Source organism: Stutzerimonas chloritidismutans AW-1, assembly GCF_000495915.1.
GTDB classification, from domain to species: domain Bacteria; phylum Pseudomonadota; class Gammaproteobacteria; order Pseudomonadales; family Pseudomonadaceae; genus Stutzerimonas; species Stutzerimonas chloritidismutans.
The window spans coordinates 21,224-40,927 of sequence record NZ_AOFQ01000074.1 but is presented as its reverse complement, the minus strand read 5'-3'; the positions used below and the strand labels follow the sequence as shown (position 1 = coordinate 40,927).

The 19,704-nt window shown below is 65.8% G+C and carries 20 protein-coding genes and 2 pseudogenes; 5 read left to right on the top strand and 17 right to left on the bottom strand.

Translation table 11 applies throughout. The features are described 5' to 3' along the window. Nucleotides 1–1,080 (bottom strand): efflux RND transporter periplasmic adaptor subunit, encoded by a 1,080-nt coding sequence (locus F753_RS48085; RefSeq protein ID WP_023447155.1) that lies wholly within the window; start codon nucleotides 1,078–1,080, stop codon nucleotides 1–3. Nucleotides 1,081–1,325: 245 nt separating this feature from the next. Here F753_RS48085 and bfr point away from each other — a divergent pair, with 245 nt between their 5' ends. Then, complete coding sequence (bfr, locus tag F753_RS48080) at nucleotides 1,326–1,793, top strand: bacterioferritin (protein ID WP_014819086.1); 468 nt, start codon at nucleotides 1,326–1,328, stop codon at nucleotides 1,791–1,793. Between the two features lie 42 nt (nucleotides 1,794–1,835). On the opposite strand, the gene F753_RS48075 is transcribed toward bfr, so the two are convergent. The 3 genes from F753_RS48075 to F753_RS48065 form a co-directional block, all read right to left on the bottom strand. Beyond that, a complete protein-coding gene (locus tag F753_RS48075) occupies nucleotides 1,836–3,758 on the bottom strand; it encodes a methyl-accepting chemotaxis protein (protein WP_023447154.1) in 1,923 nt (640 codons plus the stop codon). Between the two features lie 170 nt (nucleotides 3,759–3,928). Continuing rightward, complete coding sequence (gene cueR / locus F753_RS48070) at nucleotides 3,929–4,372, bottom strand: Cu(I)-responsive transcriptional regulator (RefSeq protein WP_014819088.1); 444 nt, start codon at nucleotides 4,370–4,372, stop codon at nucleotides 3,929–3,931. 13 nt (nucleotides 4,373–4,385) lie between these two features. Beyond that, nucleotides 4,386–6,764 carry a heavy metal translocating P-type ATPase gene (locus F753_RS48065; RefSeq protein WP_023447153.1) on the bottom strand — a complete coding sequence of 793 codons (2,379 nt, stop codon included), beginning with the start codon at nucleotides 6,762–6,764 and terminating at the stop codon, nucleotides 4,386–4,388. Between the two features lie 148 nt (nucleotides 6,765–6,912). On the opposite strand from F753_RS48065, the gene F753_RS48060 reads away from it, so the two are divergent. After that, entirely contained in the window at nucleotides 6,913–7,104 is a 192-nt protein-coding gene (locus tag F753_RS48060; RefSeq protein ID WP_023447152.1) for a heavy-metal-associated domain-containing protein, read from the top strand. 4 nt (nucleotides 7,105–7,108) lie between these two features. Here F753_RS48060 and F753_RS48055 read toward each other — a convergent pair whose 3' ends face one another. Then, complete coding sequence (locus F753_RS48055; RefSeq protein WP_023447151.1) at nucleotides 7,109–7,756, bottom strand: TetR family transcriptional regulator; 648 nt, start codon at nucleotides 7,754–7,756, stop codon at nucleotides 7,109–7,111. A 204-nt stretch (nucleotides 7,757–7,960) separates the two neighbouring features. On the opposite strand from F753_RS48055, the gene F753_RS48050 reads away from it, so the two are divergent. Continuing rightward, nucleotides 7,961–9,133, top strand: coding sequence for a Bcr/CflA family multidrug efflux MFS transporter (locus tag F753_RS48050; RefSeq protein WP_014819092.1), 1,173 nt, complete (start codon nucleotides 7,961–7,963; stop codon nucleotides 9,131–9,133). 3 nt (nucleotides 9,134–9,136) lie between these two features. Here F753_RS48050 and F753_RS49795 read toward each other — a convergent pair whose 3' ends face one another. The 3 genes from F753_RS49795 to F753_RS48040 all read right to left on the bottom strand — a co-directional run bounded on the left by F753_RS49795 (nucleotide 9,137) and on the right by F753_RS48040 (nucleotide 11,399). Next, entirely contained in the window at nucleotides 9,137–9,301 is a 165-nt protein-coding gene (locus F753_RS49795) for a hypothetical protein (protein WP_023447150.1), read from the bottom strand. A 100-nt stretch (nucleotides 9,302–9,401) separates the two neighbouring features. Continuing rightward, a complete protein-coding gene (locus tag F753_RS48045) occupies nucleotides 9,402–10,352 on the bottom strand; it encodes an adenosine deaminase (protein ID WP_023447149.1) in 951 nt (316 codons plus the stop codon). 459 nt (nucleotides 10,353–10,811) lie between these two features. Further along, entirely contained in the window at nucleotides 10,812–11,399 is a 588-nt protein-coding gene (locus F753_RS48040) for an IMPACT family protein (RefSeq protein ID WP_031298498.1), read from the bottom strand. A gap of 211 nt (nucleotides 11,400–11,610) precedes the next feature. On the opposite strand from F753_RS48040, the gene F753_RS48035 reads away from it, so the two are divergent. Next, nucleotides 11,611–11,940 (top strand): four-helix bundle copper-binding protein, encoded by a 330-nt coding sequence (locus F753_RS48035; RefSeq protein ID WP_023447147.1) that lies wholly within the window; start codon nucleotides 11,611–11,613, stop codon nucleotides 11,938–11,940. 42 nt (nucleotides 11,941–11,982) lie between these two features. Here F753_RS48035 and F753_RS48030 read toward each other — a convergent pair. From F753_RS48030 to rutA, 9 genes and pseudogenes are all read right to left on the bottom strand, one after another. Continuing rightward, nucleotides 11,983–12,607: pseudogene (locus tag F753_RS48030) on the bottom strand (DUF1826 domain-containing protein). Then, on the bottom strand, nucleotides 12,607–13,809 hold the full coding sequence (gene zigA / locus F753_RS48025; protein WP_023447145.1) for a zinc metallochaperone GTPase ZigA: 1,203 nt from the start codon (nucleotides 13,807–13,809) through the stop codon (nucleotides 12,607–12,609). The pseudogene F753_RS48030 and the gene zigA overlap by 1 nt, the downstream one beginning before the upstream one ends. Before the next feature lie 9 nt (nucleotides 13,810–13,818). Then, nucleotides 13,819–14,223 carry an RNA polymerase-binding protein DksA gene (gene dksA / locus F753_RS48020; protein WP_017244483.1) on the bottom strand — a complete coding sequence of 135 codons (405 nt, stop codon included), beginning with the start codon at nucleotides 14,221–14,223 and terminating at the stop codon, nucleotides 13,819–13,821. Nucleotides 14,224–14,396: 173 nt separating this feature from the next. Beyond that, nucleotides 14,397–14,940, bottom strand: a pseudogene (gene rutF / locus F753_RS48015) (NADH-dependent FMN reductase RutF). Nucleotides 14,941–14,953: 13 nt separating this feature from the next. Beyond that, the gene (locus F753_RS48010) at nucleotides 14,954–15,544 is read right to left on the bottom strand and encodes a malonic semialdehyde reductase (protein WP_023445073.1); all 591 of its coding nucleotides are present in this window, start codon (nucleotides 15,542–15,544) and stop codon (nucleotides 14,954–14,956) included. 10 nt (nucleotides 15,545–15,554) lie between these two features. Beyond that, nucleotides 15,555–16,352 carry a pyrimidine utilization protein D gene (rutD, locus tag F753_RS48005; protein ID WP_023445072.1) on the bottom strand — a complete coding sequence of 266 codons (798 nt, stop codon included), beginning with the start codon at nucleotides 16,350–16,352 and terminating at the stop codon, nucleotides 15,555–15,557. 64 nt (nucleotides 16,353–16,416) lie between these two features. Next, nucleotides 16,417–16,803, bottom strand: coding sequence for a pyrimidine utilization protein C (gene rutC, locus F753_RS48000; RefSeq protein WP_023445071.1), 387 nt, complete (start codon nucleotides 16,801–16,803; stop codon nucleotides 16,417–16,419). 79 nt (nucleotides 16,804–16,882) lie between these two features. After that, nucleotides 16,883–17,629: a pyrimidine utilization protein B gene (gene rutB, locus F753_RS47995; protein ID WP_023445070.1), complete on the bottom strand. Its 747-nt coding sequence runs from the start codon at nucleotides 17,627–17,629 to the stop codon at nucleotides 16,883–16,885. Next, nucleotides 17,629–18,711, bottom strand: a complete 1,083-nt coding sequence (gene rutA, locus F753_RS47990; protein ID WP_023445069.1) for a pyrimidine utilization protein A — start codon at nucleotides 18,709–18,711, stop codon at nucleotides 17,629–17,631. Before rutA ends, rutB begins: the two co-directional genes overlap by 1 nt. Nucleotides 18,712–18,993: 282 nt before the next feature. Here rutA and rutR point away from each other — a divergent pair, with 282 nt between their 5' ends. Next, nucleotides 18,994–19,704: an HTH-type transcriptional regulator RutR gene (gene rutR / locus F753_RS47985; protein WP_031297577.1), complete on the top strand. Its 711-nt coding sequence runs from the start codon at nucleotides 18,994–18,996 to the stop codon at nucleotides 19,702–19,704.

Below are 19,704 nucleotides of genomic sequence, written 5' to 3'. Positions count from 1 at the left end.
TCAGTTCCGCTCCTTCGCTTCGATCGGCTGGTCGTCGTGCAGCTTGCTGCCGCCAGCGACGATGATCGGCAGCTGCGCCTGCAGGCCCTCGCCACGGATCAATGCCTGATCGCCTTCAACCTGCTGCAGGTCCACGGCCAGCCGCCGGGCGCGGCCGTCGTCGGCCTGCCAGATGAAGTGCTGGCCGTCGCTGCCGGTCTGCAGCGCCGACAACGGCAGGCGAAAGGCGTCGCGGGTCGTCTGCGGCTGCGCCGGACGTTCGATGCTGACGCGCATGGCCATGCCCGGCAGCAGATTGAAATCCTCCGGTGGCTCACCCTGCAGCACCAGACGGTAGGTGCGCGCGCCTTCGCGTGGCTGAGTGCTGTGCTCCTTGTAGCGCAGCGGCACACGCAGATCGGCGATCACCAGTTCAGCCTCGGCCTGCAGCTCGTGCCCGAGCGGGATGCTCAGCGCTGCGCTTTCCGGCAGGTCGACGCTGACTTCGATATGGCGGTTGTCCTGCATCTCGAATACCGGCGTGCCTACCGCTACCACCATGTCCGGCTCGGCCAGGCGGCGCGCCACCACGCCATCGAACGGCGCGTTCAGCGTGCTGTGGTCGAGGTCGCGCTGGGCGCTGTCGCGCGCCACCCGTGCGGCCACGGTGTTGGCTTGCAGCGCTTCGATGGCGGCGGGGGCGAGAATGCCCTCGGCGAGCAGCGTGCGCTTGCGCGCCAGATCCGCTTCCAGTTGACGCAGGCGTGCCTCGGCTTCGCGCATCTGCAGGCGATAGTCGGTGCGATCCAGCTGTGCCAGCGCCTGCCCGCGGCGCACCCGCGTGCCTTCGTCGACCAGGATGCGCTCGATACGCCCGGCCACCTCGAATGACAGCTGCGTGGATGTCACGCTCTGCACCACGCCGGAGAAGCGCAGCGCCTCGGCTTGCGGTTCGGCCGCCTGCAACGGCTCGACCAGGGCCACCCGTGGCGGCTCGGGTGCCGGCTCGGCTTCCGAGGAGCAACCACCGAGCAGCGGCAGCGCACAGACGATGATCGTCAACCAGGCACGGGACACTGGGAATGCTTGCGTCGACGTCATCGGGGCTCCTGTCTGATCGGCGCTGCGGGCGCGCTGGCACCCGTTGGGACTGACAGTAGAGCCCTGCGTCTGCTCAGGAGTTCGCCGGCTATGCGCGCACAAGCATGTGACCGGGCGGTCGACTTCTGCCGAGGCTCTGCCACACTCAAGGGGGCGCGGCTGCGGCTCTGCAGCGCTTGACCGTCGTGAACTCAGCGGGGATGCTTGCCCGCTGTTGAAGGCGCATCACTCATGGGGAATACGCAATGCAAGGCCAGGCACCGGTAATCGACTATCTGAAGGAGCTGTTGCGCGGCGAACTGGCGGCGCGCGATCAGTATTTCCTGCATTCGCGGATGTACGCCGACTGGGGCTTCAGCAAGCTCTACGAGCGTATCAATCACGAGATGGAAGAAGAGACGCAGCACGCCGATGCACTGTTGCAGCGCATCCTCTTTCTCGAAGGCACCCCGGACATGACGCCGGAGCCGATCAATCCGGGGCACACTGTGCCGGACATGCTGCGCAACGATCTGGCGCTGGAGTACAAGGTGCGCGCCGCGCTGGCCCAGGGCATCGCGCTGGCCGAACAGCACGGCGACTACCCGACCCGCGACATGCTGGCGCTGCAGCTGCACGACACCGAGGAAGACCACGCCTACTGGCTGGAGCAGCAGCTCGGCCTGATCGACCGCATCGGTCTGCAGAATTACCTGCAATCCCAGGCCAGCTGAGCCTTCCACCCCGCGAGGCAGGGCCTGCCTCGCGAGGTTCCGTCAGAGCCGGAAGCGGCTCACCATCGACTGCAATTGACCGCCCAGACGGGCCAGCTCGGTGCTCGACGCCGCGGTTTCCTCGCTGGCGGCGGCGGTCTGTTCCGACACATCGCGCACATTCACCACGCTGCGGCTGATCTCCTCGGCCACCGCGCTCTGCTCCTCGGCGGCCGCTGCGATCTGCTGGTTCATCGCCTGGATGTTCGACACGGTGCGGGTGATGCTGCCCAGTGATGCACCGGCCCGGCGCGCCAGCTCGACGCCGCTGTCGGTCAGGTCGCGGCTGGTGTGCATGATCGAGGCAACCTGCTGGGTGCCGTTCTGTAGCGCGGCGACCAGCCCTTCGATTTCCTCAGTGGACTTCTGCGTACGCTGCGCCAGGCCGCGGACCTCGTCGGCGACCACGGCGAATCCGCGTCCGGCCTCGCCGGCACGGGCCGCCTCGATGGCGGCGTTGAGCGCCAGCAGGTTGGTCTGCTCGGCCACCGCCCGGATCACGTTCATCACGCTGCCGATCTTGTCGCTCTCTTGCTGCAGTGCGGTCATCGCCTCGGTGGAGCGCACCACGGCGCTGGCCATGCGTTCGATCTGGGTGACCACCTCGGTGACCACGCGATCGCCTTCCCGCGCTTCGCCGTCCGCCTCGGTGGCGGCCAGCGCGGCCTGTTCGGCATTGCGCGCGACTTCCTGAACGGTCGCCGACATCTCGTGCATGGCGGTGGCGACCTGATCGGTTTCTTCCTTCTGGCTGTTCACGCCGGCGCTGGTCTGCTGGGTGACGGCCGAGAGCTCCTCGGCGGCGGCACTGATCTGGCTGACACCATCGCGGATGCCGCCGATCAGCTCGCGCAGGGTCGAGCCCATCTGCTGGATGCCGCGCTGCAGCACGCCCAGCTCGTCGCGGCGCTGAACCTGTGCGGTGGCACTGAGGTCGCCGGAGGCGATGCGCTCGACGTCAGCCAGGGTGGCACGCAGCGGCAGGATGATCTGCCGGGTGATCAGCCAAGCGGCCAGCATGCCCAGCACCAGGGCCAGCAGCGCGCTGACGATCAGGCGCGTGCGTGCTGCGGCGCTTTCCACGTCGAGCTGGTCGAGCTGGAACTGGTAGAGCGAGTCGCTGATACGGACGATTTCCTTCTGCTGGTCGGTCATCTCCTGGCGCGCCTTGGCGATTGCCTGGGTGGCCTTCTCCAGCGCCTCGATGGCGCTGCGGTACTCGCCGAGCACCGTGCGCATCTGCTGCAGCGCCGCGCCGCTGTCGGCGTCCAGTGCGCCGGCATGACGGCCGAGGGTGGCCTGCGCGGCGTCGAGCTGGGCGTAGATCGCCTTCGCCGCCTCGGCACCCGGGCTACTCATGTAGACGCGCAGCAGGTACTGCGCACGCTGCACGTCGTCTTCGATCTGGGTGATCGCCTGGAATTGTGCGAAACGGCCCTCGTCATAGTCCGAGAGCTGCAGCACCTGACGGTTCACGCCAGCCATCAGCTCGCTCAGACGGCCTGCGGCCTGGTCGATGATCTGCCGCGAGGCGTTGGCCTGGGCATAGGCCTTGCGCATGTCGTTCAGCGAATTCTGATACTGCGCGTTGTAGCCGGCCTGCTCCTTGAGCTGGGCGACGTTGACCGGGTTCTTGAAGGTCTCCAGCAGCTTGGTCTGCTGGGCGAGGTAGATGCCCAGGTTCTTGTCCAGACGCTCGGTGGATTCGTTGTCACCATTGGCCAGCATGAATTGCAGGCGGGCGATGCGCAGGTCGGTCAGCGTCTTGTTCAGCAATGAGATCTCGGTCATCCAGCCGCTGCGCTGGATGACACTGCCGAGGCTGCCCCAGCCGTTCCAGGCGAGGATTAGGGTCAAGACCAGCACGGCACCGAAGCCCAGTGTGAGCTTCCTGCTGACGCCGATGTTTGCAAACCAGTTGTTCATGTCATTCCAATCAGATGAATAGTTCGATCCGAGCGGGTGCCTTGCCGGCGGCCCGCGGGTGTCTTCGGGCCCTCTTTCGGCCGCGAGCATACGAACTTGAATGTAAATCGAGGAATGGTCGCAGCGAATACTGGAGCAGGGGGCGCGGGCCGGGGCTGCCCGCGTTGGCATCAGCCTTTGCCAGGCGCAGTGATTGGGGAGGGGCGGGATGACGGGGCGCTGCAGCAGCCGCTTTCGATGCCCTGCAGGATCGGGCAGTCCGGGCGATCATCGCCCTGGCAGTGGTCGACCAGCTCCTGCAGGGTGTCGCGCAGGCCGACCAGCTCGGCGATCTTGCGGTTCAGCTCGTCGATGTGCGCGCCGGCCAGGGCTTTCACGTCGGCGCTGGCGCGCTGACGGTCCTGCCACAGCGCCAGCAGCTTGCCGACCTCCTCCAGCGAGAAACCCAGGTCACGGGCGCGGCGGATGAAGGCCAGCTGATGCAGGTCGCGCTCGTTGTAGTGGCGATAGCCATTGGCGCCACGCCCGGCCGGCGTGAGCAGGCCGATGGATTCGTAGTAGCGGATCATCTTCGCCGTGAGGCCACTGTGCTTGGCTGCCTGACCAATGTTCATGGCGTGCTCCCGATCATTCTTCCGGCTTCCAGGAACGCAGCAGCAGGGCGTTGCTCACCACGCTGACGCTCGACAGGGCCATCGCCGCGCCAGCCACCACCGGGCTGAGAAAGCCGAAGGCGGCGAGCGGAATGCCCACCAGGTTGTAGATGAAGGCCCAGAACAGGTTCTGCTGGATCTTGCGGTAGGTGCGCCGGCTGATTTCCAGTGCCGCCGGTACCAGCCGTGGATCGCCGCGCATCAGGGTGATGCCGGCGGCGTGCATGGCTACATCGGTACCGCCACCCATGGCGATGCCGACATCCGCTGCGGCCAGGGCCGGGGCATCGTTGATGCCGTCGCCGACCATCGCCACCACGGCGCCGCCCTTCTTCAGCTCCGCCACGGTGGCGGCCTTGTCCGCTGGCAGCACCTCGGCATGCACATCATCGATGTGCAGCGCTTCGGCCACCACCCGCGCGCTGCCACGGTTGTCGCCGGTGATCAGGTGGCTGCGGATATGCCGCGCCGCGAGCCCGGCAATCGCTGCTGCGGCGCCGTCCTTGAGGCTGTCACCGAAAGCGAACAGGCCGAGGATACGCGGCTCGGGCGCATGCTCCACCAGCCAGGAGAGGGTGCGACCCTCGGCTTCCCAGCGCTGGGCGGTTTCCAGTAGCTCGCCCGGCTGCAGGCCGTACTCTTCGAGCATGCGCCGGTTGCCCAGCGCCAGCTGCTGACCATCCAGCGTTCCGGCGATGCCGCGGCCGCTCAGGGCCTGGCTCTTCTGGACATCCGGCACGGCGATGCCGTCGGCTTCGCAGCGCTCCAGCACGGCGCGCGCCAGCGGGTGTTCGCTGCCCCGCTGCAGGGCGCCGGCCAGGCGCAGTATCCGCGCTTCGTCGCCGTCCACGGCATGCAGGTGGATGATCTGCGGCTTGCCCGAGGTGAGCGTGCCGGTCTTGTCGAAGGCCACGGCCGTGACCGCATGGGCTACTTCCAGCGCCTCGGCGTCCTTGATCAGGATGCCGTGGCGCGCGGCCACGCCGGTGCCGGCCATGATCGCCGCCGGCGTGGCCAGACCCAGGGCGCAGGGGCAGGCGATGACCAGCACGGCCACAGCATTGATCAGCGCGACCTCGACCGGCGCGCCAGTCAGCAGCCAGCCGATCAGGGTGAATACGGCGATCACCAGTACCGCCGGGACGAACACCTGGCTGACCTTGTCCACCAGCTTCTGGATCGGCGCCTTGGCTGCCTGGGCGTCTTCCACCAGGCGGATGATCCGCGCCAGCACGGTCTCGCCACCGAGCGCAGTGGTGCGCACCAGCAGCCTGCCCTCGCCATTGATCGCGCCGCCGGTGATGCGGTCGCCTGGCGCCTTGTTCACTGGCAGGCTCTCGCCACTGATCAGCGCTTCGTCGGCCTGGCTTTCGCCCTCGACCACTTCACCGTCCACCGGGAAACGCTCGCCGGGCTTGACCATCACCAGGTCGTCCAGGCGCAGCGCGGCGATGGCGACGTCTTCCTCGCGGCCGTCGACTACCCGTGTCGCGCGGTCTGGGCGCAAGGCTTCGAGCGCACGAATGGCGGCGCTGGTCTGGCGCTTGGCGCGGCTTTCCAGGTATTTGCCCAGCAGCACCAGGGCGATCACCACTGCCGAGGCCTCGAAATACAGGTGCGGCATCTGCCCGGCCGGCGTCGCCCACCATTGATAGAGGCTCAGGCCATAACCGGCGCTGGTGCCGATGGCGACCAGCAGATCCATGTTGCCGGCGCCAGCGCGCACCGCCTTCCAGCCGGCCACGTAGAAGCGTGCGCCGAGGATGAACTGTACTGGGGTGGCGAGCAGGAACTGGATCCACGCTGGCAGCATCCAGTGCTGCCCGAACAGCTCGCCGAACATCGGCAGCACCAGCGGTGCGGCCAGCAACAGGGCGGCGATCACCGCCCAGCGTTCACGCTGCAGGCGCCGCTCGGCATCTTCTTCGGGGCGCTGCTGGTCGCCGGCGCTTGCCTTGTAGCCTGCGGCCTCGACCGCCTGGATCAGCACGGCGGGGTCCGGCGTACCGATCACCTCGACATGCGCACGCTCGCTGGCCAGATTCACCGCGGCGCTGCGCACGCCTGGCACCTTGAGCAGGGCGCGCTCGACCCGGCCGACGCAGCTGGCGCAGGTCATGCCCTCGATGTTCAGCTCGATGCTCTTCAGCGGTACGCCGTAGCCGGCCTTTTCCACGGCCTCGATCAGCGTCGCCACACCCAGGTCATCGCCTTCGATACGCACCTGTTCGTTGGCCAGGTTGACGTTGGCCGCGGCGACGCCCGGCACCTTGAGCAGGGCCCGTTCGACGCGGCCGGCGCAGCTGGCGCAGGTCATACCGCTGACCGGCAGCGTATGGGTGGCGCTGGACATGGCAGTGACTCCTCGGATTGCGATGGCTGCAGGATCGACCTTAACCCTATGGCAAGGTCAACACCATGATCTGCGACAGCAGGTGCCTTGACCTTGCCCGGGTGGCAAGGTCGAGAATCGGCGCCTTCAGCAGACGAGGAGAGCGACGATGCAAGTATTCAACGTGAGCGGAATGACCTGCAGCCACTGCGAGCGTGCGGTAACCCAGGCCATCCAGGCGCTGGACCCGCAGGCGCAGGTGCAGGTGGACCTGGCGGCCGGAACGGTGGAGGTCCAGAGCAGCGCCACCGAGCAGGCGATTCGCCAGGCGATCAGCGAGGAGGGTTACCAGGTGAGCTGATCGCTCACGCGGCAGGCTGGTCGGGATCGTCCGGCCAGTCGCGGACCAGGCCGCGGAACAGCGGGTCGATCAGCGCCCTGGTATCGACCTCTGGGGCGAACAGTTCGGTGTCGCGCGTCCAGTCGGTGAACAGTCCGACCACCAGGGCATGCAGCGACAGCGCGGCGAGCCGCGGCGTGACGCCGGGGCGCAGGCAGGTCGAGGCGTTGCGCAGCAGGTTTTCGCACAGATCGATGAACTGGTTGATGAAGGCGTGGTGACGTTCCTCGGCTTCACGCAGTTCATCGGTGAATTCGCACTTGTGCAGCAGGATGGTGAAGATCCGGCGCTTCTGCTCGTTGCTGGCCAGGGTGCTGATGGCCTCGACCGTCAGGTTGCGCAGGGCGATCAGTGCCTGCAGCGGCTGCTGCTGATCGCAGCTGCACAGGCGCTCGGTCATCTGCTCCGGTGGCAGGCGAATCTGGTTGAGCATTTCGTGGAACAGGTGCGCCTTGTTCTGAAAATGCCAGTACACCGCGCCGCGCGTCACACCGGCGTCACGGGCGATCTGGTCGAGGCTGGTGTGGGCCACCCCCTTGTCCAGAAACAGCCGCTCGGCAGACGCGAGGATGGCGATACGAGTTTTTTCGGCTTCTTCTTTGGTTCGGCGCATGGGCAGATTCAGGCAGATGACGGCTGCTTCGGGCGTCCAGCAGCGATGGAGGGCGGCCAGTGTAACGGCGCATCTCGTCGTGATGCATGTTTACAATCGGCGGTGTATGTAACAGCATCTTGCACGCCGGTGCAAATTCCCGGGCACGGTCGAGGTCCCAACAACTCACCCGGCCACGTCTTCTTTCCAGCTTGCGAGCCTCTGATGTCCCTGCGGATTCTTCTCATACTGGGCGCGCTCAGCGCGTTCGGTCCCCTGGCGATCGACATGTACCTGCCGGCGTTCCCCTTGCTGGCGGAGTCGTTCGGCACCAGTGTCGATCACGTGCAGCTTTCGCTGGCGGCCTATTTCATCGGCCTGGCCATCGGTCAGCTGGTCTACGGGCCGTTGGCCGATCGCTATGGGCGGCGCGGGCCGCTACTGGTCGGTGTGACGCTGTTCACCCTGGCATCGCTGGCCAGCGCCTTTGCGCCGTCCATGGACTGGCTGATCGGCGTGCGTTTCGTCCAGGCTCTCGGTGGCTGTGCCGGCATGGTGGTAGCGCGTGCCGTGGTGCGTGACCTGTGCGACCCGATGACCAGCGCCAAGGTGTTCTCGCAGCTGATGCTGGTGATGGGCCTGGCGCCTATCCTCGCGCCGGTGGCGGGCGGTGCGTTGCTGGCATCGTTCGGCTGGCCGTCGATCTTCATCCTGCTGACGCTGTTCAGCGCGATGTGCCTGGTGGCGGTCACGCTCTGGCTGCCGGAAACCTATCCGGCTGGGTTGCCGCGTCAGCCGATGTCCGGTGCGCTCGGGCAATATCTGCGGCTGTTCCGTGATCGCTTCTTCATCGGCCACGTGCTGACCGGTGCGCTGTGCATGGCCGGCATGTTCGCTTACATCACCGGCTCGCCGTTCGTCTTCATCGAACTGTATGGCGTCAAACCCGAGCATTTCGGCTGGCTGTTCGGCGTCAATGCGGCGGGTTTCATCCTGATGGCGCAGGTCAACGTGCGGCTGGTGCGCTGGCGCGGGCCGGAGTTCTGGGTGCGGCGCTGGGTGTGGTTCTTCTTCGGCAGTGCGCTGGCGTTGTTGGCAGTGGCGGCCGCACAGCCCGAATCGCTCTGGCCGTTGCTGATCCCGCTGTTCTGCTGCGTGTCCTGCCTCGGTTGCCTGCTGCCGAACGCCACGGCCTGCGCCATGGCCGACCAACGCGCCAATGCCGGCAGCGCCTCGGCCTTGCTCGGCAGCATGCAGTTCACCATTGCCGCCATCGCCGCTTCCGCGGTGGGGGCTTTGCACAACGGCACCGCAGTGCCCTTGGCGGCGATCATCAGCCTGTGCGGCCTGCTGGCAACGATCGTCGCCTACACCACGGCGCGCGCCAGTACGGAATGACTGTCAGGCGCTGAGTGGCAGGGGATGCGGCGCCTGCAGGCGACGGTGCAGGGTTGCGACGAAGGCGCGCGCTTCGGCTTCGCTGCGAAAGGTGACTTTCTGCCGGTCGAGGCTCACCTGCCAGGCGCTGTCGGGGTAGGGCGTCAGGGGACGGACGAGAATGTGCATGGCGATCTCCTCGTGAAGTAGACGCGGCACAGTCTAGGCGCAGCCATGGCTCGCGCGGCGAGCCATGGTGTCGCAGGTCGGCCGGGCGCCGACGAATGGCTCAATAGGCCAGCCGTGCGTCCAGACTGTTTTGCGCCAGGCGGCGGGCCTGTTCCTCGGTCATGCCCAGGCTTTCGTGCAGCGCGACGAAGTTCTCCGTCACATAGCCGCCGAAGTAGGCCGGGTCATCGGAATTCACCGTGACCTTCACGCCCTGCTCCAGCAGTTCGAGGATGTTGTGCTGGCGCATGTCGTCGAACACCTTGAGCTTGGTGTTGGACAGCGGGCAGACGGTCAGCGGAATCTGCTCCTCGATCAGCCGGGCGATCAGCTTCGGATCTTCGGCCGCACGCACGCCGTGGTCGATGCGGCTGACCTTGAGCAGATCCAGCGCCTGCCAGATGTACTCGGGTGGGCCTTCCTCGCCGGCATGGGCAACGGTGAGGAAGCCTTCGGCACGCGCCTTGTCGAAGACGCGCTGGAACTTGCTCGGCGGGTGGCCGACTTCGGAGCTGTCGAGGCCCACGGCGAAGAATGCGTTGCGATAGGGCAGCGCCTGTTCCAGCGTCCTGAAGGCTTCCTCTTCCGGCAGGTGGCGCAGGAAGCTGAGGATCAGCCCGCTGCTGATGCCCAGCAGCTCACGGCCATCGGCCAGCGCCGCGCTGATGCCGTTGAGCGCGGCCTCGAACGGCACGCCGCGGTCGGTGTGGGTCTGCGGGTCGAAGAAGGGCTCGGTATGCACCACGTTCTGCTCTTCGCACTTCTGCAGGTAGGCCCAAGTCAGGTCGTAGAAATCCTGCTCGGTGCGCAGCACGTCGGCGCCGGCATAGTAGAGGTCGAGGAATTCCTGCAGGTTGCCGAAGTTGTAGGCGCTGCGCAGTGCCTCCACGTCGTTCCAGGGCAGGGCGATCTTGTTGCGCTCGGCCAGGCGGAACATCAGTTCGGGTTCCAGCGAGCCCTCCAGGTGCAGGTGGAGTTCGGCCTTGGGCAGATTGTTGAGCCAGTCGTGCATCGCGAAATTCTCGTCTTTCGGGTGTGCGGGCATTCTATCGGTGGGTTGGAGCAACTGATATGCCAGCTGACCACTTTGTCCCGCCTAGCAATTCTGGATGACAGCCGAATGACCGGTTCATTGCGGCTAGCGCGATTTGGCGATTAATTGACCAGCGGTCTGCAGCCCAGATCTGACGGGCGCTGGCGCGGTTGTTCCCAACGTTATCCACAAAGTTCTCCACTCAATTCGGGCATAACCTCGAGCTGGCAGAACGCGATTGATAGCAAAACGTCAGTAGCCGACTGCTCAGTCAAAAAACACAGTAATTCAAGCGCTTAACGCACCCCATTGGGGCGCGTAAGGCTGGTTGATCAAAAATTGTGCAGTTTTCCCGAGCGCCCGCCGCGAGCGCTTTCCAGGCGGCCATACAATTGTTATCCACAATTGCGTCCACAGTATTTGTGGGCAACGACGCGTCTAGTCCATGGCTTCCAGCTGGCTGCGCCCGCGGGTGATATCAGCGAGCAATCTCGCCAGCGGCTGCAGCTGAGCGGCGGGAAGGGCAATCTCCAGGGTCGCGCCTTCGGCATCGAAATGTTCGGCTTCCAGCAGCGCCTCGAATTCCGCCAGGCGTGCCTTGAACAGCGCCAGCTCGGCGAAGCGGCAATGACAGCGACAGCGCGAGCGCGACACCAGCTCGCTGCGTTCGCCGGCCTGCAGGCACTTCGCCGTGGTGCCGCCATAGGCACGGGCCAGTCCGCCAGTGCCGAGCTTGATGCCGCCGAACCAGCGGATCACCACCACCGCGACCCGGTCGAAATCCTGCCCTTCGATGGCGGTGAGCATCGGCCGACCCGCCGTGCCGCCGGGCTCGCCGTCGTCGCTGAAACGGTACTGGTTGCCGATCTTCCACGCCCAGCAGTTATGCGTAGCGGTGGGATCGCTGACCGCCTGGATAAAGGCCTGGGCCTCTTCGGCGCTCTGCACGGGTGCCGCCTTGGCCAGGAAGCGGCTTTTGCTGATGACTTCCAGCAATTCGCAGGGCGCGGACAGGGTGAAGGGCATGGCTGTTACGGCGTCGGTGATGGTTTGCAGGGCGGCCATTGTAGCGGCGCCGCCGCGGCTGCGCTGCGTCGTCCTGCAAGAGGCCATCCGGCGAACGGATTGAACTTCGCCGGACCGTCCAACCCCTATCTAGTAGGGCGCGGTTGCGCGCATGGCCTGGAGAGGCCCCGCCGTACCGCATTTCGCTGGCACATCGGATGGAGGACATTCCATGCTCAATTCCAGTTACCAGTCATGTATCCAGGCCTGTTCCAATTGCGCACTGGTCTGCGAGACCTGCGCGGCATCCTGCTTGCGCGAGGACGACGTGAAGATGATGGCGCGCTGCATCGAACTCGATCGTGACTGCGCCGACATGTGTGCGATCGCAGCAGTGCTGATGACCCGCGACAGTGCCTATGCCAAAGCCTTCTGCAAGCTTTGCGCGCAGGTCTGTCGCGATTGCGCCGAGGAGTGCGGCAAGCACAAGCACGACCATTGCCAGGCCTGCGCCGAGGCCTGTCGCAAGTGCGCTGAAGAGTGCGAAAAGATGGCAGCCTGATCGGTTGTCGATTCGGAGGGCCGCAGCTGCGGCCCTTTTGCTTCAGCTCAGCCAGTCCAGCGTCAGGATCAGACGGTGCTCAGCCGTTGTCGCCTGCGGCGAGCGATGAATGATCCCGGCGCCTTCGTTACCCAGCCATTTCTCCCCCTTGAACAACGCCACGTCGCCAACCCCGAGCTGCTGGATGGCAGCTGGGATCGCCCAGGCGCCGACGCTGCATGTCGCCCTCCCGAAGCCGTTCGCTACCTGCGCCGGCGTAGGTGGTGATCAGCCGCAGCGGTACATGATCGACGTGAAAGCGCGGGCACATGGGTTTGTCCAGCATGCGCAGGCGGAGGCCGATGCGCCGCGCGTCGACCAGGCAGCTGAACGCCCGCACCAGCCAGGCCACGTCGGCGACGAAACCGGCATGGCCGGCAAGGTCCCGATAGGCCGCCGCCAGGGTTGGCAGTTGCAGCTCACCGTCGCCGGTCGGTTCGAGGGTCAGCGATTCCGCCAATGGCTCGGCCAGGGCCAGGAGCGTGTCGGCGAACTCGGCAATGTGCAGCGGCAGCTGGCGCTGCCATACGCTGAGGTTGACGCCATCGTTCAGCGCTTCGCCGAGTACTGCCGGGGAGTCGCCCAGCAACTGGCGGGGCTGTGAGCGGATGATCTGCTGCGCCAGCATCAGGCGACCTGCTCGTGCCAGGGGCCGAACGGGTCCGGCAGGCGCAGCCAGCCGGTGACGCCCACGGCCCACTCGCTGTCGTTCAGCAGGCAGGCGTCGAGTTCGCGGCGCAGCTGGTCGAAGTTGATGTTCTGCCCGATGAAGACCAGCTCCTGGCGGCAGTCGCCGAACTCACCGCGGGACTTGCCGAGGATTGCCGTGCGGCTTTCGCTGTCGCTCGGCCAGGCCGATTCAGGGGTGAAGTGCCACCAGCGCCCGGCATAGTCGTAGCGCATCAGCCCACCGGCCTGGGACCAGCTGCCTGCTTCCTCTGGCCGGGTGGCCAGCCAGAAGAAGCCTTTGGAGCGCAGCAGGCGGCCGTTGCTCCACTCGCGGTTGAGGAAGTTGTAGAAGCGTTGTGGGTGGAACGGCCGGCGCGCCAGATAGGCGGTGGAGGCGATGCCGTATTCCTCGGTTTCCGGCACATGCTCACCGCGCATTTCCTTGAGCCAGCCCGGCGCCTGGGCGGCGCGTTCGAAGTCGAAACGGCCGGTGTCGAGGATTCGGTCGAGCGGCACCTGGCCCATGCTCATCGGCAGAATCTCGGCGTGGGTGTTGAGGCGACCGAGAATGGCGGTCAGCTCTTCGCGCTCGGTGGCGGAAATCAGGTCGATCTTGCTGATCAGGATGACGTCGGCGAACTCCACCTGCTCGATCAGCAACTCGGTGACCGAGCGCTCGTCGTCCTCACCAAGGGTTTCGCCGCGGTTGGCCAGGCTCTCGGCCTCCTGGAAGTCGCGGAGGAAGTTAACCCCGTCGACCACCGTGACCATGGTGTCCAGCCGAGCCAGATCGGCCAGGCTCTGGCCCTGCTCGTCGCGGAAGGTGAAGGTTTCGGCCACTGGCAGCGGTTCGGAAATCCCGGTGGACTCGATCAACAGGTAGTCGAAGCGGCCCTCACGGGCGAGCTTGCCGACTTCCTCGAGCAGGTCTTCGCGCAGGGTGCAGCAGATGCAGCCGTTGCTCATCTCGACCAGCTTTTCCTCGGCGCGATTGAGGCTGACGCCGCGCTGCACCTCGTTGCCGTCGATGTTGATCTCGCTCATGTCGTTGACGATCACCGCGACGCGGCGGCCTTCGCGGTTCTTCAGGATGTGGTTGAGCAAGGTGCTCTTGCCGGCACCGAGGAAGCCGGACAGGACGGTAACGGGGAGGCGGTTCATGGCGGTCTCTCAGGCGGAACGTTGGTGTTTTTCGCGCTGTTCCTGGCGTTGCTTCGCCTCGATGGACAGCGTCGTGGTGGGGCGCAACAGCAGGCGCTGCAGCCCGATGGGTTCGCCAGTCTCGGCGCACCAGCCGTATTCGCCGCGGGCGATGGCATCCAGCGCGGCGTCGATCTTGTCGAGCAGCTTTTTCTCCCGCTCCAGCACACGCAGCTGCCAGTGACGCTGTTCTTCTGCGCTGCCGATGTCGGCGGGGTCGCTGCTCGGCTCCTGTTCGCGCAGCGCCTGGAATTCTTCCTCGATACGCGCCTGCAGCTCGGCACGCTGGTGCAAAAGCAGGTCGCGGAAGAAGGCCTGCTGCTCTGCGTTCATGTACGCCTCGGCGGGCTGGGCGAGTAGTTCGGCTTCGGTCATCGGGAGGCACGTGTCGGAAATAATGTAAGAGTTATAACATAACAATTATGTTCGTGATGCAAGCGCTGTTTGCGTGTCGAGCGGCGCACCGGTAAGCGCGTTGTTCCGAGGCAAAGAAAAAGCCCGCGGCGCGGATCGCGCGGCGGGCTCGGGTGTTGATGGGGGCTGGGCGGTCAGACGGCGCCGGGCAGCCCGTGGTAGTTGCGACCGAAGTACACCAGCGCATCGCTGCTGTCGCGGCGGTACACGGCGAGCACTTCGCAGTAGAGGATGTCGTGGGTGCCGACGCTGGCGCTGTGGCTGATGCGGCAGTCGAACGACACGGTGGCGCCGTCGAGCAGCGGCGAGCCGGTCACGCCGGTGCTCCACTGTGCTGCGGCGAAGCGTTCTGCCATGGGCGTCTTGCCGCCGAACAGGTTGGACAGGTCCCGCTGTGCGCCGGCCAGGGTGTTCACGCACAGCTGCCCGTTGGCGGTGACGATGGGATGTGCCGATGCGCTGCGGTGCCGATGCGCTGCGGTTCAGGCACACCAGCAGCGTTGGTGGTTCGTCGGTGACGCTGCACACCGCGGTGGCGGTGAAGCCGGCGCGGCCGCTGGGGCCGTCGGTGGTGATGATGTTGACCGCCGCGGCCAGCCGCGCCATGGCATCACGATAATCTTCACGAATCACTGGAGCGCTGAATTGACTGGTGGTTTCGCATTGAGCCAGTTGCATGATCGGTTCTCCATCAGGCGAGGACGCAGGCGCGGTCGAAGGGCAGGCGTGGCAGGCGGTCGCGCAGCTTGCTGGCGTCGCCGTAGCCGAGGTTGATCAGCAGATTGGATTTCCAGCTCGTACCGGCGAAGAAGGCCTCGTCCAGTGCCTTGCCGTCGAAGCCGGACATCGGTCCGCAATCGAGCCCCAAAGCGCGGGCGGCGAGGATCAGGTAGCCGGCCTGCAGCGAGCTGTTGCGCAGCGCGTTCTCGGTGATCAGTGCCGGTTGCCCGGCGTACCAGCTGCGGGCGTCGGCAAAGGGGAACAGCTCTGCCAGGGTTTCCGGAAAGTCCTCGTCATAGGCGACGATCACCGTGACCGGCGCGGCCATGGTCTTTTCGAGATTGCCCTTGGACAGGCAGGGCGCGAGCTTTGCCTTTCCCTCCGGCGTGCGTACGAAGACAAAGCGGCCGGGGCAGCTGTTGACGGCGGTGGGGCCGAGGCGGACGTGCTCGTAGAGTTGTTCGAGCAGGGCATCCGGCACTGCTTTGTCGAGCCAGGCGCTGTGGGTGCGGGCCTCGCTGAACAGCGTGGCGAGGGCATTCGAGTCGATGGGGGCGTGCATGTTCGGGTCCTCAGGCTGCTGCGACCTGGCCGCATTGCTCGGCAAGATGGTCCAGCAGGATCTGGTTGAAGGGTTCGCTGTCGCTGACGCTGGACGCGTGGCCACCGTAGTTCAGCAGTGCCAGCTGTGCGTTGGGCATGACGTCGGCCAGGTGCTGCGAACGCTGCCACGGCACCAGCATGTCGTCGCGGTTGGCGATCAGCAGGGTCGGGGTGGTGATGCGCGGCAGCTCGGCCTCGATATCGAAGGCCAGCAGTGCCTCGATACGCCGCACCAGATTCATCGTCGCTGGGAAATGCGCCAGTGCATGGGCATCGTCGCGTGCCAGTCGCTCGCTGTTGGCTGCGATCCAGTCGGCCGGGTAGAGGAACAGCGACTGCGCCTGCACATAGGCCGCCGGGCCGCTGTCGTGCAACAGCTTCAGGCGTACTGCGAAACAGCGGGCGCTGTGCGGGTTGGGGCTGCTCCAGGCATTGATCGGCACCAGGCTCTGCAGCAACTGCGGCCGCAGCAGGGCGATCTGCAAGCCGACCAGCCCGCCGAGTGCATGGCCGATGAAATGGCAGCGGCGGATGCCCAGGGCGTCCAGCAGCTCCAGTAATTCCACTGCCATGGACTCGATGGAATAGCCCGCCGGCAGGTTCGCCGGGCTCCTGTTGGTCCCCAACTGGTCGTAGACCAGCACCCGGTAGTCCTGGGTCAGCGCCGGCAGCTGCGGTGTCCAGAAGGCGGCGGCGCCGCCGAGGCCGGAGCTGAGCACCAGGGTCGGCGCATCCGGCTTCATGCGGCCATGAAGTTCGTAGTGCATGTCATACCTCCGCGAGGTCGATCAGCGGGCCGCCGGCGTGCCGGCTGGCCCGCTCTGGCAGGCGCTATTGGCCGACGTGGGCGATGCTGGCGATCTCGATCAGGGCATCGGGCTTCACCAGCCCGCACTGGATGCAGTAGCGCGCGGGCTTCTCGCCGGGGAAGTACTCGGCGTACACCTCGTTGACCTTGGCGTAGTTGGCCCAGTCGGTGAGCATGATCATGTTGAAGGTGACGTCGTGCATGCTGCCGCCAGCGGCTTCGACCACGCCCTTGATGGTTTCCAGCACATGGCGGGTCTGCGCGGCGGCGTCGCCGACGTGGACCACGTTGTTGTCCTTATCGAACGGCAGGGTGCCGGAAACGTAGACCACGCCATCGGCCATGGAGCCGGGCACGTACGGGGCGAGCGGTTTGCCGGAGCCGGCGGGGATGATGGATTGCTTGGGCATGTCGTTGATTCCTTGCAAGGCATTCAGGCGAACCCGGCGGACGCCTCTGCGGGCGCCGCGGTCGGGCACTCGGGTGTAATCAGCTGGCGACCGCCACCTCTGGCGCGGTCGCGAAGCTCCGGCAGAAGGCGTCGACGCTGGAGACCCAGCCGAAGAACGTCTCGATGTTGTACAGCGCCGCCTGCTGGGCGAACTCCGGCCCGGCCTGGTGCGTGGCATCGGCCAGCACCACACCGAAGTACTCCAGGTGGAACCCGTCGCGCAGGGTCGACTCCACGCACACATTGGTGGCGATGCCGGTGAACACCAGGTTGCGGATGCCACGGGCACGCAGGGTGCTGTCCAGCTGCGAATTGAAGAAACCGCTGTAGCGCGGCTTGGGCACCAGGATGTCGCCGGGCTGCGGCGCCAGTTCATCCACCAGCGCGTAATCCCAACCGCCCTTGGCCAGCAGCGTGCCGGCCAGTTCCGGGCGCTTGCGCATGGTCTTCAGCGCGTTGGACTTGTGCCAGTTCGGCGAACCCGGCCCGCCCGCCTCGACATAGCCTGCGTCCCAGCCGTTCTGCAGAAAGATCACCTGTATGCCGGCGGCGCGAGCCGCGCATAGTGCCTGGCGGATTTTCGCGATCACCGGCTGGGTCGCCGACACGTCGAAGCCGGCCAGATCCAGGTAGCCGCCGCGGCTGGCGTAGGCGTTCTGCATGTCCACCACGATCAGCGCGGTTTCGCTGGGCTTCATTGCCAGCGGCTCGGGCCGCGCCGGCAGCCGCACGGGTTCGTCGGGCGCGCTCAGGCCGTAGCCCGAGATCTGTTCGACGGCGCTCATCAGGCCGACTCCTTCAGCGCGTTGATGTGCCGGCGGCTCTGCATCAGCGGCTGGATCTTCTGGCCAAAGGCTTCGACGCCCTCGAGAAAGTCGTCGAAGGTCAGCATCACGCCCTGCATGCCCGGCACCGTGGCGATCTCGTCGAGCATCCGCGCTACGTTGGCGTAGGAGCCCACCAGCGTGCCCATGTTGATGTTCACCGCCGAGGTCGGATCGGCCATCTGCCGGATGTTGCTGTCCGCGCCCTTGTCGGCTGCGCCCTGCTCGCCGAGCCAGGCGATGGCTTCCTCGTCGGCGCCGGCCTTGTAGTGCTCCCACTTGGCCCGAGCGGCTTCGTCGGTTTCGTCGGCGATCACCATGAACAGCACACAGGAGGTGACATGTCGGCCGGTCTTGGCGCAGGCCGTCTGCAGCCGTTCGGCGGCCGGGGCGAAGGCGGTGGGAGTGTTCACGCCCTTGCCGAAGCAGAAGTTGTAGTCGGCGTACTGCGCCGAGAACGCCATGCCGGCATCGGATGAGCCGGCGCAGATGATCTTCATGTCCGCCTGCGGTGTCGGGCTGACGCGGCAGTCTTCCATCTGGAAGTGCTCGCCCTTGAAGTCGCTGCGGCCGGTGGCCCAGAGGTCGCGCAGCACCTGGGCGTACTCGCCGAGATACTGATAACGGGTGCCGAAGAACTCATCGCCCGGCCACATGCCCATCTGCGTGTATTCCGGTTTCTGCCAGCCGGTGACGAGATTCACGCCGAAGCGGCCGCCGGAGATCGAATCGATGGTCGAGGCCATGCGCGCGACGATGGCCGGCGGCAGGGTCAGGGTGGCGGCGGTGGCGAACAGCTGGATCTTGCTGGTGACCGCGGCCAGGCCCGCCATCAGCGTGAAGGATTCCAGGTTGTGCTCCCAGAATTCGGTTTTGCCGCCGAAGCCGCGCAGCTTGATCATCGATAGGGCGAAGTCGAAACCGTAGCCCTCGGCCTTCTGCACGATGGCCTTGTTCAGCTCGAAGCTCGGCATGTACTGCGGCGCATTCTCGGAGATGAGCCAGCCGTTGTTGCCGATCGGAATGAAAACACCAACATCCATGGGTAGCACCTCTGTACGCAATGGCTAGAAAGCGCTGCCCGAACGTGACGGGCAGGGTCGAAGGTGCGTTAGCAGGATGCAGGCCAGAAAGCGAATTGCCTTTCTTATCAACGATATAAGTTGCTTGTGTGGTGCGATGTGGACCATTTGGTCTGAATCGGAGCACCTGGTTTGTGCGCGGCGCACGAAGATCGTGCAGCAGTCGCAGCCGCCTTCGTCGCTCGTGCGCCACACGCTCACCGCGCTACAGTAGCGACTCGTTCGAACCCAGCCGGTAATCCCGTGACAGATCAGCCTCCCGTTCCGCCCCGCAAGCGCCTCACTGCCAGCAAGACCCCTCGGCTCAAGGGCGCGACCCGCGTACCGAGTGCCAGCGCGCAGGACCGGCGCCTGCGCATGATCGAAAGCAAACGCGCCAGCATCCTCCAGGCCGCGCTGGAGCTGTTCTCCCGTTTCGGCCTCCACGGCACCAGCCTCGATCAGGTGGCGACTCAGGCCGACGTTTCCAAGACCAACCTGCTGTACTACTTCGGCAGCAAGGAAGAGCTGTACACCAACGTCCTGCGCCAGCTGCTGGAGGTCTGGTTGCAGCCGCTGCAGGCGTTCTCCGTCGAGCAGGACCCGATCGAGGCGATCCGCGATTACCTGCGGGTCAAGCTCGAACTCTCCCGCGACCATCCCGCCGAATCGCGGCTGTTCTGCATGGAGATCATGCAGGGCGCGCCGCTGCTGCTGGGCGAGCTGCAGCAGCCGCTGCACGATCTGGTCGAGAACAAGGTCGCGGTGATCCAGGCCTGGATCGACGCCGGCAAGCTCGCGCCCATCGCGCCGCATCACCTGATCTTCTCGCTCTGGGCGACCACCCAGCACTACGCCGACTTCCGCGTGCAGGTCGAGGCCGTGGCCGGCAAGACGCTGGATGATCCGGCGTTCTTCGAGGAAACGCTCAAGAGCCTGCAGTCGCTGATCCTCGATGGGGTGAGGCCGCGATGA